Source organism: Bordetella trematum (assembly GCF_900078335.1).
Taxonomy (GTDB): Bacteria; Pseudomonadota; Gammaproteobacteria; order Burkholderiales; family Burkholderiaceae_B; genus Bordetella; species Bordetella trematum.
Genome location: NZ_FKBR01000006.1, coordinates 113,180 through 126,700 on the forward strand (window position 1 = coordinate 113,180; position 13,521 = coordinate 126,700).

The following is a 13,521-nucleotide window of genomic DNA, read 5'->3' on the forward strand; positions in this document are numbered from 1 at the left end:
AGCATGATGCATCGCATCGCGGCCCTGGCCGATGAGCAGGCCTACCGGCAGGCCCTGCGCGCGTGGCTGGCGCAGGCCTATGCCGACTTCGCCGCAGCCTGGCCCGGGGGAGCACAGCCCCGCTCGCTGGATTATCGGCAGGCCTGGGAGGATTACCTCTGCGCACAGGGCGGCGCCGGCCTGGGGTGGCCGCTGGAGTACGGGGGGCTGGCCTTGCCGCTGGGGCGGCAGGCCATTTTCCATGAGGAGCACGCCCGCTGCGGCGCGCCGCTGGGCGTGAACCTTATCGGTCACGGCATTCTGGCGCCTACCTTGCTGCACTTCGGCACGCCGGCACAGCGCGAACGCTTTCTTCCCGGCGTGTTGAGCAATCGCGAGGTCTGGTGCCAGGGCTATTCCGAGCCCTCGGCCGGCTCGGACCTGGCGTCGGTTCGCACCCGCGCCGAGCCTTGCGCCGGCGGCTGGCGGATTTCGGGGCACAAGATCTGGACCTCGTTCGCCGACCGCGCCCAATGGTGTTTCGCGCTGGTGCGCAGCGACCCGCAGGCGTTGCGCCACAAGGGCCTGAGTTTTCTGCTGGTGGATATGCATAGCCCCGGCGTGCGTGTGCAGCCCATTCGTCAGCTCACCGGCGAGGCGGAATTCTGCGAAGTCTTCTTTGACGAGGTGTTCGTGCCGCAGGACGCGCTGGTCGGCGAGGAGCATGGCGGCTGGCGCATTGCGATGGCGGCGGCCAGTTTCGAGCGCGGGACGTATTTCATTCCTCGCCTGGTCCGTTTTGCCCAGGAGTTGCAGGCCTTGCGCGAGCTGTGCACCGATGACGCCGCGCGCCGCCGTTGGGCGCGCCTGGCGCTCGACAGCGAGGTGCTGCGGCTCAAGTCGCAGCGGGCGCTGACGGCGGCCGAGCGCGGCGACCCGCCGGGCCCGGAAGGGTCATCGACCAAGGTGCACTGGAGCGAGGCGCATCAGCGCCTGCTCGAGCTGGCGATGGAGCGCCTGGGTACGCAGGCGGTGGCGCCGCGCGATGAGGCCGCTGCCTCCTGGTCGCACGCCTACCTGTGGTCGCGCGCAGAAACCATCCTGGCGGGCACCTCCGAGATCCAGCGCAACATCATTGCCGAGCAACTGCTTGGCCTGCCCAGGGGCTAGCAGCATGACTGAAGATCAGAAAGCCATTCACGACGCCGCAGAGCGGTTTTTCCGGGCTACCCATTCCCCGGCCCAGGCCTGCCGTCTGGCCGCAGCCGCCGACGAACTGCGTGCGCAAGCCTGGCGCGAGCTTGCCGGGCAGGGCTGGCCGCAGATGCTGGTGGCCGAGGCGGCCGGGGGGCTGGGCCTGGGCCTGCAGGAAGCCTGGCCGGTCGTGCAGGCCGCAGGCCGCCATCTGCTGAGCTTGCCGCTTGCGGCCACCATGGCCGTGCAACCCTTGCTGCCGGCGCAGGAGCCGGGATATGCCTGGGCGGATGCCGACGGCCTGGTCGAGGGCGCCGATGGGTGGGCCCCCATCGTCATGTGTCAGGGCATGGGGCTGTGGCTGCACGAGGCCATCGGCGCCGGGCCCGGGCTGGACCCCAGCATGCCCGTGGGGTGGCTGGCCGTCGAGCCGGCTGGCGGCCGGACGTTGCGCCCGCTGTCAAGTCAGGAGTCGCAGGCGCTGCACTGTCGCTTGCGGCTGTTGCGTGTGGCGGAGATGCTGGGCGCGGCGCAGGCCGCTTTGCGCATGGCTGCCGCCTATGCCGGCGAGCGCCAGCAATTCGGCCGTCCGATAGGGGCCAACCAGGCTATCAAGCATCGTCTGGCGGAGTGCTGGATGGCGCTTGATGATGCCGGCCTGGCACTGCAGGCCGCGGCGCGCGCGCATGACGCCGGCGAGCCGGGACAAGGCCTGGACAGCGCCCAGTGGCTTGCCGTGGAGGCCGCCACGCGCAGCGTGCATCAGGCGGTTCAGACGCATGGCGCCATGGGCATTACCTGGGAATGCGATGTTCACCTGTATCTGAAGCGGGTATTGCGCCTGGCTGCCCTGTTGCAGGGCGTCGCCAGCCAGGATGCGCTGCTGGAGCGTGTCTGGCTGGCGGCAGGCTGAATCAGGCGATGGGCGCCGGCTGCGGCGCGCCGTGCTGCGCGTTGCGGTGCGCACACAGCAGGCTGTGCAACATCTCGGTCGACAGGCCGTGCAGCACCAGCCGGTAGCCGGCGCGCAGGGTCGACATCGGCACCAGGGGATGTTTGTTGTTCACCAGCACCAGGTGTTGCGGCGCGCCCAGCAACTGCGCAGCATAGATGCCGATGGTTTCGTCCAGCTGCAGGGAGTTGGCGGCGCGCCAGAAGTCGTTGTCGGTCAGCAGCAGCTGGTAGAGCGGCGTGAACAACTCGATGGCGCTTTGCAGATCGAGAAAATTCAGCCGTCCCTGTGGCATGTCTTCCAGCTTCAGGCCGGGGTCTTCGATCATCGAGAAGTCCAGGACGGCGGGCGCGTGCATGGTCTGCCCGGCGTCGCGCAGCGCCTGGTTCAGACGGATGACGAAGTTGAACAGATTGATATCGTGCTTGACGAACAGATCGTCCTTGAGCGCATCCAGGTCGGGCGGGGTAAGCGGGGTGGTCGAAACCGGCACGGGCGAATTGGCGCCGATGAAGGCGAGTATCTGCGCGCCCAGGTGAAAGTGCCGCAGAATCAGCCAGTTGGCTTGCGGCGAGACGAATCGCTTGAGTCCCCACACCAGGATGCGGTGCAGCAGGCGCGAGTGCGACCAGCGCTTGGGGAGCACCGTCTTGATGACCTGGATCAGGATGATGCACAGACGGGCGAGGGGTCGCAGAAACGGCAGCAGATACTGGCGTGATCGGCTGCTGGAGTCTTGCAGCCAGGCTTTCTTGACGGCGTCGGGCAAAGGCGTGCTGCGATCCAGATACAGCGCGCGCCAGGGATTGGGGTCGGCCGGATCGTGCGGCTCGGCCAGAAACGGCGGTTCGGGATTCATGCCTGCTCCATCACGTGGTGAAACTGCATCAGGTAGAGGGCCGCAGTACGACGTGCGGTATCGACGATGCGGCGCGCGGCCTGGCCATCGGGATCGCAGTCCATCGCCAATTCGACGGCGGCCAGCCAGCGCGCCAGGTGGTGCTCGTCGTTGTGCCCATGGTATTCGAGGAAGCGGAAAGCCTGCGGCGGCAGGGCCAGGCTGGCCTTGAGCAAGGGCAGCAGCGCCGGGATGATGCGCTGACCGGTGCCCTCGATGATGTAGATCGCGCCCAGCAGGCCGATGGGGTCGCGGGTGGCCGCCAGGGCATGCAGATAGGCGTTGAGGGCTTCGCCGCCCGGATTACGACGTAGAGCGTCCAGGGCCTGCTTGCCGCCGGCCTGCCGGTAGTCCTCATAGAGGATCATGAAATCATTCTGCTCTTCGCCGGCGTGCATCTGCACCAGCGCGGCCAGCGGCGCATAGTCGTCGCCCAGCGAGGCGGCCCCTTCGCGCATCCATTTGCTGCCTTCTCGCACCTGCGGAATCCAGTCGGCCATCCAGCGCGCGTAGTCGTCGGCCTGGAAGTGGCCGCGGCGCAGTTTCTGCACCAGCGGCGTGCGCCAGACACGCGAGCGATAGTCGTGCCAGATGGCGGCCAGTTCGGTCAGCAGGGCCGACAGGCCTTCGGGCGCCTGCGCCGGGTCATGCGGGGCGGCGATGGCGTCGGCATCGTCGCTGGCCGCGGGCATGGCCGGCGCCGCGCCGGCCGGGCGCGATGCCGGGGCGGGCGCGGCGTCGCAGGCCTCGGCCTGCAGCAGCATATACGCAGCCGAGAAGCGTCCGGACTCGGGGATGTAGCAGAAGATCTGCTCGCCGGCGCGCAGCGCGCGCGTCTGCAGGAACTCGGCCAACATGATGAGAATGGAGGCCGCCCCGGTGTTGCCGCGCCAGGCGAGATTGCTGAACCAGCGCTCGCGCGGGATGACCAGCCCGGACTTGGCCATCAGATCCTCGACCACGGGAATGAACTTCTCGGAAGAGTAGTGGCACAGGAAGTGATCCACCCGGGCCGGATCGAGCCAGCCATCGCGCACCAGACCGGCATACTCGTGGATGCCGATATCGAACAGATGGGGCAGCAGGCGGATATCCTGGCGCAGCGAGAGCGCGCCATCGGTTTCGGCGGTTTCCCACGAGGGATAGTCGAGATGGCTGCGCTCGCGCGCGGCGTCCAGGCCCAGTTGCATGCAGACCGGATAGTCGCCCGAGAAGGAACGTTGATGAATCCACTTGAGTTTGAGCCTCAGGCCCTGCGAGGGGCCGGGCAGGGCGTGGCCTTCCTGGCCCAGCAGCAGGGCGCCGGCGCCATCGGAGAGCATCCAGCGCAGAAAGTGGGCATCGAAGTCGGCGTCATAACCGCGCGCGGCAAAGCGCGAGCGCTTGAACAGGCGCGACGGCAGTTCTGCCGCCACCGCCAGGGCGCGCCGGTGCGCGCCCAGCTCGACGCTGCTGGCGGCGGCCTGGATGGCGCCTACGCCGGCGGCACAGATGCCGTGCACCGACAGGGTTTCCATGGGTGCGGCGCCCATTTCGCCCTGGATCATGTTGGCCAGGCCCGGCATCAGGGCGTCGCCGCCGCTGGAGCCGCTGGCCAGCAGGCCGACCGAACTCAGGGCCTGGCCGCCCTGGGCCAGGCAGTCGCCGATGGCCTTGGCCGCCAGCTGGGCGCAGCTGTGGCGCGGGCTGCCGTCAGGGTTGATGGCGTAATGGCGGGTGCGGATGCCGTTCTCGGCCAGGATGCGTGTCTTGATGCGGCCCGACATGCGGTTCAGGGGCGCGATGTAGGCGTCCATGGCGGCATTGTCTACCGGTTCGCCCGGCATGAAGTAGCCAGCGGACTCCAGGTAGACGCGGTCAAAGGCGATGGGCATGGCGGTTCTCGGTAATCAGCGGATATGTTCGGGCGCCATCAGCGAGCGCGAGCGCAGGCGGGGCACCAGGAGCGCAAGCAGAAAGACGCGGGCCATGTAGGGCAGCAGGCCGGCTTCGTTCAGGCGGGCGTCCACCAGGGCGCGATAGCGCCCATGGTGCAGGGCGGTCAGCTCGCTCCAGTGGGCGCGCGGGTGTTCATGGTGGGCCGTGTGCAGCCCGATGTTAAAAAGCAGCGGGTTGACCCAGCCCTCGAAATTGCGGGCGTAGTTCAGGCCCGCCAGGGCACGCGGCCCGCCGTCGGCGTGGGCGTGCTGCAGGTAATTGGTCGCCAGCAACCAGTGCAGTCCGTGCAGTTGGGGAAGGATCACAAACAGCAGGGCCTTGATCGGGTCGATGAGCAACAGGCCGCCCCAGAGCCCCAGCCATGTTCCGTACTGCGCCAGACAGTAGCGCCACACCCCGGGCCGGTGACGCCGCATGCGCGCCAGCCAGCGCCAGAACAGTGGCATCAGCACCCAGACGGCCTGCACGGGGTGGATCAGATAGCCCCAGAGGTGATTGGTGTCGCCGCCAAAGCGGTAGGTGCGCGCCTCGTCCCGGGCGCCATGCTTGTAGCGATGATGGTTGGCTGCGTGGGCCGGCCAGAAGACAAAGGTCGGATGGCCCTGCAGCAGGGTGATCCAGAAGTCGGTCAGGCGGTTGGCCAGCCGGCCCCGCCACATGCGCAAATGCGTATGGTTGTGATGGATGACGCCGATGCCCAGGGTAAGCAAGAGCAGCAGCGCATACAGCGGCCAGGAAAACCCCCGCCACCACTGCCAGGCTGCCAGGGCAGGCGCCAGCAGCAGATAGGCAATACTCTGCAGATCGCGCCGGTGGCGCAGCCCCGCTCTAGGCCTGCGCAGCATCGGTGCGTCGGCGTTGCGGCGCCAGAACGGAGTCGGCGGCATCAGGCGGCAGGCGGGTGCCGAACAGGCGGTCCATGAACGTGAACTGGAAGCCGTAGTTGCCGTGGTAGCAGGCGTGGTGCAAATGATGCCGGCGGCTTGCGGCAAACCAGTGCGCGCCCGATACCTTGGGCCAGAAATCGTAGTTGGCGTGGCCGATGCAGTTGAAAAAGAGGCTGAACAAAGGCACGGCGAACAGCGACCAGAAGCTGAAGGTGTGCAGCACCATGGGCAGCAGGATCACATTGCCCAGCATCAATGCCTCGACCGGATGGAAGCTGTAGGTGGCAAAAGGCGTGGTCACCACGGAGCGGTGATGCGGCACATGGAAGCGCCGCAGCCAGCGGGTATGCAGCAGACGGTGATTGACCCAGAAGTGGATGTCGTTCCAGATCATGAGCAGCGCGATCTCGATCGTGATCTGCCAGGCGCCGGCCTGCGGATCCAGGCGGGCCCAGCCCAGTTGCAGCAGCCCCCAGGGAAAGATCATGCCGGTGCCGAACAGCAGGATGCTCAGGCCGGACAGCCTGAACTCGCGTTGCCACTGCGCCGGCGTGACGGGTCGCGGGTCGAGCCGGCGGCCGATGCCCAGGGCTGGCAGGAGGTGGCGCGTCAGCAGCCAGGTCAGGCCGCCGAACAGCAGGTAGATGCCACCAAAAAACACCAGGCCCGCCAGCATCACCTGCCAGGCCGTCAATGCCATGAAGGCTTCGGTCATGGATTACGCCGCGCGCCGGCAACCGCCCGCGCGTCAGTTACGGAATTGTCGCGATATTACGCAAATGTCCGAGGCAGGGTCGGCCGGATTGTTAAGCAATTGCTTCATGCAGCCTGCAGCCGGCGCGGGACCGGGCCAGGCGCGAGTGCGGCGCAGGCAGTCGGCAGGGAGCCGCCTGCCTCGGCTGCGTGGTCTTGCGACAGCGCTCGCCATCGCCAGGGTTCGCCGTGTCCCGGGCATCGCAGGGCGGATGAAACAATTGGTTTCACCGGAGAGGAAGCCACGATGCCTGCTGGTTGGGGTGATGCCGTGCACACCGGACCGCCGCGCTGCAGGCCATGACGGCAAAGCCCGCTTGCACGCGGCGGGAGCGCGCAGCAGTCCGTGAGGCAGGCGTAGCCCCGGCGTCTTAAACGCAGCGGATGGTCCGCGGGCCCGTCATGGTCCGGTCAGGCCAGCTCGGGCCGCGCGAAGCGGCGGTTGTTCAGTACCGGCAGGGACTGGCGGGCCTGCTGTACGCGGGCCGGGTCCAGCTCGGCGAACACCAGCGCGTCGGTTTCGGCCGCGCGGGTCACGATCACGCCCAAGGGGTCGACGGTCATGCTGGCGCCGATATTGCGCGGCCCGCACTCGCCGACGGCCACCAGGTAGCAGGTGTTCTCCAGGGCGCGGGCCTGCGACAGCACCTGCCAGTGCATTTCTTTCATGGGGCCCTTGACCCAGGCCGAAGGCGCCACCAGCACCTCGGCGCCATCGAGCGCCAGACGGCGAGCCAGCTCCGGAAAGCGCAGGTCATAGCAGGTCATCATGCCGACCTTCATGCCGGCGACCTCCACCAGCGGGGGCACTTCGGTGCCGGGGTGCACATTGACCGACTCCTGCATGTTGAAGGCGTCATACAGGTGCAGCTTGCGGTACTGGGCCACGATCTGCCCGTCGCGCAGCGCCAGCTGCGTGTTCCAGAGTTTGCCGTCGCCGGCCGGCACGTGCACCGTCAGGAAAACGGTCAGGCCGCTGGTGGCCGGCAGCAGTGCAGACAGGAAGGGACCGTCCAGCGGCTGGGCGGCGCGCAGCACCAGGTCGGGATCGGTGATGTCGCGCGCCAGGATGCCCTCAGGCAGCACCAGCATGTCGGCGTCGCCGGCGCGGGCGCGGTCGATCAGGTCGCGGCAGAGCGCGGCGTTTTCTTCCCAGACCGGGCGCACGGCAAATTGGCCCATGGCGATTTTCATTGTGTTCTCCAGGCGCGCAGGCGCCGTTCTTGCGGGTTCAGTAGTGCGGCGGGCGTTCGTCGAGCAGGCTGCGCCAGGGGGCGTTGGCGGCCTCCGGCATCTGCCGGCTGACCTGGGCCAGCTGGCCGGCCAGCGCGGCAATCTGCTTTTGCTGTTCGAAGACCTGCTGGTTCAGGCGTTCGAGCAGGTCTTCGGCAAAGGCCAGCTTGACCTCCAGCTCGGTCACGCGCGATGTCAGTTCATGCGAGGGTTCCATAACCGGTATTAAACCCCAGAGCCGGCGCCGCACGCCAATGGTCGATCCCGGGTCAGCGGCGCGCGCCGGCTTCCCAGAACACCACGCGGGCGTGCAACCCGCGCATCAGCAGCGAGCCGCTCAGGCCCAGCACTGCCAGCAGGGCCACGCCGGCGAACATGACCGCCAGATTCATGCTGACCGAGGCCGATGCGATCAGATAGCCCAGGCCCTGTTGCGCCGAAAGGAACTCGCCGACCACCGCACCGATCAGCGCCAGCGACACGCCGATCTGCAGTCCCGAGAAAATATCCCCGGCTGCCGCCGGCAGCTTCACCTGCAGCAGCAGAAAGAGCCGCGAGGCCGAGAACACCCGGCAGGCGTCCAGCAGCTCGGGGTCGCTGCGGCGGATCCCGTTGATGGTGTTCACCAGCAGGGGGAAAAAGCACACCAGGGCGACCAGCACCACCTTGGAGGCCAGCCCGAACCCGAACCACACCAGGATGATGGGCCCCAGCGCCACCTTGGGCATGGCCTGGATGCCGATCAGCACCGGATAGCAGAAGCGCTCGAACGTGCGCGACTCAGCCAGCAGGGCACCGGATATGACGGCCAGGCCGCAGCCCAGCGCGTAGCCGCTCAGGGCCTCGGTAAGAGTGGCGCCGATATGCGGCCACAGACTGCCGTCGGCAAACCCTTGCGCCAGGGCCTGTCCGACCGCGGCGGGAGCGGGCAGCAGGTAATCGGGGATGGCGAATACCTCGATCGCGGCCTGCCACAGCGCCAGCAGTACGGCCAAGCTGATGAGAGGATAGAGAGGCGCGGGCAGCCGCGCGCGGGAGCGTTCAGACATGGCGGAAATGACGGCGTAGATGATGGCAGGCGGCGTTGAAGTCGGCCTGGCCAAGGGTGTCGGGCGTGCGCGGGCGCAGCAGGCCGGGCCGGAAGTCCTCGACGATGCGCCCGGGACGGGGCGACAGCACCAGGATGCGGTCGGCTAGGAAAACGGCTTCGGGGATGCTGTGGGTGATGAACAGCACGGATTTGCGGTCCTGGCTCCAGATATCCTGCAGCTGGAGGGTCAGCGCCTCACGGGTGAGCGCATCAAGGGCGGCGAAGGGCTCGTCCATCAGCAATAGAGGAGGGTCGGGCAACAGCATGCGTGCAATGCCCACCCGTTGTTGCATCCCGCCCGACAGTTCGAAGGGGTAGTTGCGCGCAAAGGCGGACAGCCCGACCCGCTCCAGCAGGCGGCGCGCTCGCTCCTGCGCCGCAGCCAGCGGCAGCCCGCGGGTGCGTGCCGGCAGCAGCACGTTGCGCTCCACGGTCTGCCAGGGCAGCAGATTCGGTTTCTGGAAGACCACGCCGGTGTGTGCGCCGGGGCCGAGCACAGGCTCGCCGCCCAGCAGAATCTCGCCGGCGCTGGGACGCTCAAGCCCCGCCGCCAGTTTCAGCAGGGTGGATTTGCCGCAACCCGACGGCCCCAGCACGGCCACGAATTCACCCTCGGCCAGGGTCAGGCTGATCGGCCCCAGCGCCTCGATCGGGCCGCGCCGTGCCGGGTAGGTCAGGCACACGTCTCGGAACGCGAGTTCGACGCTCATGCGCTGGCCTCGCTCAGGAAACGAAGCAGCGCCTGCCAGGCACGGCGGCTGGCCCGGGCGTTGGCGCGGGCGCTGCCGCCGCCGTCGAGCACCACGCCGGCCACCGGATGCGGGCGGGCGATCAGGGTGGCAGGCAGATAAGGCAAGCCGATGGCGTGGCCGGCGCCATCGGCGCGCAGATGCATGACCGGCCAGGGGTGGCCGTGACGGGCCAGGCTGGCCGCTACTTCATCGGCGTACATCGCCGAAGGCCAGAAACCATCGTCGCCGCCGGACACCAGCAGCACCGGGCCCCGGATCTGTTCTACCGGGATGCGCGCCGCGGCCACACTGGGCGCGTGGCGATGGGCGCTGACGAAGGAAGGAGCTTGACGCACCGGCACGCAGCCGCCGGGTCGGGCTCGGTAGGCGCTCCAGTCGGCTAGCGGATTGTCTTGCCACACATGGGGCAAGGGCTCGCCCTGCCAGGTCCAGGCCACCCCGTCGGGTGCCTGGCCGGGCCGGCCGGCGCGCAACGTGCCGTGCAGCACCGAGCTGGGCACATAGGCCGCCACCGCGCTGACCAGGGGCGCGAAACGCGCTCCCAGCAGCAATGACAGCTCGGCGCCGCGTGACTGTCCGGTCAGCGCCACGAAACCGCCACGCGGGCGATGACTGCGGTGCAGCCATTGCAATGCCGCCTCGAAGTACTCCAGCGGTGTCTCCGAAATGGCCTCGGGACGCCCGGGGGATTTGAAATAGCCCAGCGCCAGCGCCAGATAGCCGTGGGCGGCCAGCACGGCGGCGCGCTGATGCGCCACGCCGCCGCCGGAACCATTGAAGACCACCACGGCCGGGTGCGGGCCAGCACCGGGCGGGTGGTAGAGGGCACCCGAGAATGGGGTATTCCGCAGCGCTTCGCAGCGCACCTCCGGCAAGGCGAAGCGCTGCACCAGCCCGGCGCGCAGGCAAGCGGTGGCCGTCTGCAAGCGCAGGTCGATGTGCAAGGGATCGGTGGTTTCGGCCTCTGCGCCTTCGCGCGGCGGGCTGATCCGCCGCATGGCGGTGACGGCGTTCATGGCGTCTGGCACGTCCCAGTCTCCAGCCAGCGGCGGATGGATATCCAGATCCAGGCCACCGTCCGGGCCGATGAGAAAGGTGGCCTGGCTCTGCCAGCGGCTGCCATCGGGGTGCAGCAGCGTGGCGCTGAGTTGGGCCGGCCCCGGCGGCAGGTCCTCGGCGCGGATGCTGCGCGCCATATCGACCAGGGCGTCGGCCGGTTCGACAATCAGGCGCGGCGTGCTCATGGTTGCGCCTTGGCCTGGGTGCGTACCGCTTCGGCATCGAAATCATTGATCCGGGCGATCAGCTCATTGGAAAACAGCGTCTCCAGCGGCAGGTCGGCCGAGGGGTACTCGCCCGCCTGGACCATGGCCTGGATGCTGCTCCGGATGGCGGGCAGATCGTATTGGCCGGGTATGCGCGGACTGCCCTCGGGACGATGCAGTACCCGTGCCAGGCGGCGCGACAGCAGGGTGGCAGCCTTGTCGCGTTCGGCGGCCGCCTCGCCCGGAGGTTTGGATTGCGGGTTGGCGCGCCAGAACGCCTCCACGCAGAACCCGGGATTGGCTTCGCAGGCAATCTGGCCTTTGGTATAGGCGCGCGCAAAACGCACCAGCAGATCAGGTTGTTCGCGCAGCGTGTCCTGGTGGGCGATGAAGCCATTGCCCGCCGTTTCGGCAAACACCGGCGGATAGGAAAGACGGCGTATCGGAGTGCCGCCCAGCTCCAGCATGTCATTCCAGCTGCTGTTGAAGTTCAATGCGTCGACCTGGCCGGCGCGCAGGGCCTGAAAACCCGCCGCAAGGGCTCCCACGGCCACGAATTCGACGTCCTTGCCGGGTTGCAGGCCGGCGCTGCGCAAGGCGGCGCGCCCGCCCGGGATGGTGCCCCACGTCAGGGCGCCCACGCCGACCTTGCGGTGCCGCAGGTCGCTCAGCTCGCGCAACGGCCCATCGGCCAGCACGGCGAATTCCATGGTGTTGGTCGGCACGCCGTTGTAGAAGTAGCGCAACGGCAAAGGATCCTTGCCGCTGAAATGGCTGGCAATGACCGGTTCGGAGGTCGGATAGCCGACGGTCACGCGCCGGTTGGCCACCTGGGGCAGCAGGGCGCCTGCGCCTTGAAATACGAGCGTCTTGACCGCCAGGTTCTCGGCCTTGAAGTAGCCCAGCGTCTCGGCGGCCGCATAGGGGCCGCCATCATGCACGGCCAGCGGCACGGCCAGGGCCACGGTGACTTCGTCCAGGGCCGCGGCTGGCGCGCTCAGGCCGAGGCACAGCGCAAGCGCAGGCAAGCGGAAAAGTGATTTCGATACAGTCATGAAGAAGCAGTCGCGGTCAAAGAAGGGGGGGCCAGGCGCCGGGCGGCCTCGCGGGCCAGCGCGGCGCGGTCGATCTTGTGAGTGCCATTGAGGGGCAGCGCGGCCAGCACCCAGACCCGGCGCGGATGCTGGTAGGCCGGGGCATGGGCCAGGGCGTGGCGTTGCAGGGCTGCGGCGTCGATCGCCTGGCCGTCGCGGGCGACCACGAAGGCGACCGGTTTGGCGCCTTTGATGTCGTCGCTCATGGGCACCACGCAGGCTTGCTGCACGCTGGGATGGCCTTCGAGAATGCGCTCGACCTCGGCGGGGTAGATGTTTTCGCCGCCGCACACAAACATGTCGTCGCGCCGCCCCACAAAGGTGTAGAAACCCTGAGCGTCACGGCGGAACACATCGCCGCTGCGGTAGTAGCCATCGTGCGTAAAGGGAGATGGCAGATCGGGGCGCCGGTGATAGCCCTGCATCAGGCCGGGGCTGCGCAGTTCGAGCAGGCCGGTATCGGCATCGTCATCGGGTCCGGGAACCAGGCGCAACCTGACGTCCGGATGCGGATAGCCGACGGACGCCGGCGGCGTCGGCAGGCCCTGCGGATGGGGCCCGAACACCACCGGCCCGCCTTCGGTCGTGCCATAGGCGTTGATGACGCGCGCCCGTGGCAGCCAGCTGCGGATCTGGCGCCAGAGCTTGTCCGGCACGGGGGCCGAACCGAGACGGATGACGCGCACCGACGACAGGTCGGCCCGCGCCAGCGCCTCACCCTCGCGCAGCAGCATGGCGATCATGGGCGGCACGGCGGTCAGCCAGGTGGCTCGGTGTGTGCTGATGGCCTGCAGGTAGGCGCGCGCCTCGAAGCGTGGCAGCAGGATGGCCGTGGCGCCGCTGGCCAGCGCCAGCTGGGTCAGGGCAAGCGCATTCATGTGATAGAGCGGCGCGGCAATGAGGGCGCGCTCCTGGTCCAGCGGCGTGTCCTGCAGGCGGGTGCGCACGGTCCAGCATTGCGCCGCATGGCTCAGGCGCACGCCCTTGGGGCGTCCGGTCGAGCCCGAGGTGTACAGCAGCAAGGCCAGGCCGGCCAGGGGCTGGGGCCGCAACCGGGGATTGCCTTCGGCCAGCAAGGCGTGCCAGGCCGAAGAACCGAAGGCGATGGCCGGCAACGCGCCGGGCGGGCAGTGGGCGGTGTCATGCAGCACCAGGACCGCGCCACTGTCGGCCAGCACCTCGGCCTGGGTCTGTGCCGGAAACTTGATGTTCAGCGGCACCGCCACCAGCCCCGCTCGCGCCAGCCCGAGCAAGGCCACCACATAGTCGGCCGAGTTGGCCGCCAGGATGGCCACGGCCGCGCCGGGCGGCAGTCCGCGCGCCAGCAGGGCGCTGCCCAGCCGGCAGGCCTGTGCGCGCAATTCGCCATAGCGCCAGACGGTCGGCTGGCCGGTGTCATCCAGCGCGATGAGGGCCGGGCGATGCGCGGGCCAGTGATCGGCCAGGGCGCCCAGATGGCTGACGGAGAAGGGACGCTCGGTCATGG

The 13,521-nt window shown here is 68.4% G+C and carries 13 protein-coding genes; 2 read left to right on the top strand and 11 right to left on the bottom strand.

Annotated features, from left to right (window positions below; all coding sequences use genetic code 11):
• Positions 1-3 precede the first annotated feature (3 nt).
• Both A7V84_RS01195 and A7V84_RS01200 read left to right on the top strand, forming a co-directional pair.
• Entirely contained in the window at positions 4-1,149 is a 1,146-nt protein-coding gene (locus A7V84_RS01195) for an acyl-CoA dehydrogenase family protein (RefSeq protein ID WP_025516088.1), read from the top strand.
• A gap of 4 nt (positions 1,150-1,153) precedes the next feature.
• Positions 1,154-2,086 carry an acyl-CoA dehydrogenase family protein gene (locus tag A7V84_RS01200; RefSeq protein ID WP_063492289.1) on the top strand — a complete coding sequence of 311 codons (933 nt, stop codon included), beginning with the start codon at positions 1,154-1,156 and terminating at the stop codon, positions 2,084-2,086.
• A gap of 1 nt (position 2,087) precedes the next feature.
• Here the strand turns inward: A7V84_RS01200 and A7V84_RS01205 are convergent, their stop codons facing one another.
• The 11 genes from A7V84_RS01205 to A7V84_RS01255 form a co-directional block, all read right to left on the bottom strand.
• On the bottom strand, positions 2,088-2,984 hold the full coding sequence (locus A7V84_RS01205) for a DUF6999 family protein (RefSeq protein WP_025516092.1): 897 nt from the start codon (positions 2,982-2,984) through the stop codon (positions 2,088-2,090).
• On the bottom strand, positions 2,981-4,897 hold the full coding sequence (locus tag A7V84_RS01210) for a StlD/DarB family beta-ketosynthase (RefSeq protein WP_063492288.1): 1,917 nt from the start codon (positions 4,895-4,897) through the stop codon (positions 2,981-2,983). Before A7V84_RS01210 ends, A7V84_RS01205 begins: the two co-directional genes overlap by 4 nt.
• Positions 4,898-4,912: 15 nt before the next feature.
• On the bottom strand, positions 4,913-5,806 hold the full coding sequence (locus A7V84_RS01215; protein ID WP_063492287.1) for a fatty acid desaturase: 894 nt from the start codon (positions 5,804-5,806) through the stop codon (positions 4,913-4,915).
• Complete coding sequence (locus tag A7V84_RS01220) at positions 5,790-6,563, bottom strand: sterol desaturase family protein (protein ID WP_025516098.1); 774 nt, start codon at positions 6,561-6,563, stop codon at positions 5,790-5,792. Before A7V84_RS01220 ends, A7V84_RS01215 begins: the two co-directional genes overlap by 17 nt.
• A 449-nt stretch (positions 6,564-7,012) precedes the next feature.
• Positions 7,013-7,795 (bottom strand): deaminated glutathione amidase, encoded by a 783-nt coding sequence (locus A7V84_RS01225; RefSeq protein WP_063492286.1) that lies wholly within the window; start codon positions 7,793-7,795, stop codon positions 7,013-7,015.
• Positions 7,796-7,832: 37 nt separating this feature from the next.
• Positions 7,833-8,051: a SlyX family protein gene (locus A7V84_RS01230; protein ID WP_025516102.1), complete on the bottom strand. Its 219-nt coding sequence runs from the start codon at positions 8,049-8,051 to the stop codon at positions 7,833-7,835.
• Positions 8,052-8,103: 52 nt separating this feature from the next.
• Positions 8,104-8,883, bottom strand: coding sequence for an ABC transporter permease (locus tag A7V84_RS01235; protein WP_025516104.1), 780 nt, complete (start codon positions 8,881-8,883; stop codon positions 8,104-8,106).
• On the bottom strand, positions 8,876-9,634 hold the full coding sequence (locus tag A7V84_RS01240; protein ID WP_025516105.1) for an ABC transporter ATP-binding protein: 759 nt from the start codon (positions 9,632-9,634) through the stop codon (positions 8,876-8,878). Before A7V84_RS01240 ends, A7V84_RS01235 begins: the two co-directional genes overlap by 8 nt.
• Positions 9,631-10,920: an acyl-CoA thioester hydrolase/BAAT C-terminal domain-containing protein gene (locus tag A7V84_RS01245; RefSeq protein WP_063492285.1), complete on the bottom strand. Its 1,290-nt coding sequence runs from the start codon at positions 10,918-10,920 to the stop codon at positions 9,631-9,633. The genes A7V84_RS01240 and A7V84_RS01245 overlap by 4 nt, the downstream gene beginning before the upstream one ends.
• On the bottom strand, positions 10,917-11,996 hold the full coding sequence (locus A7V84_RS01250; RefSeq protein ID WP_063492284.1) for an ABC transporter substrate-binding protein: 1,080 nt from the start codon (positions 11,994-11,996) through the stop codon (positions 10,917-10,919). The genes A7V84_RS01245 and A7V84_RS01250 overlap by 4 nt, the downstream gene beginning before the upstream one ends.
• Positions 11,993-13,519 (bottom strand): class I adenylate-forming enzyme family protein, encoded by a 1,527-nt coding sequence (locus tag A7V84_RS01255; RefSeq protein WP_063492283.1) that lies wholly within the window; start codon positions 13,517-13,519, stop codon positions 11,993-11,995. The genes A7V84_RS01250 and A7V84_RS01255 overlap by 4 nt, the downstream gene beginning before the upstream one ends.
• Between the last annotated feature and the right edge of the window lie 2 nt (positions 13,520-13,521).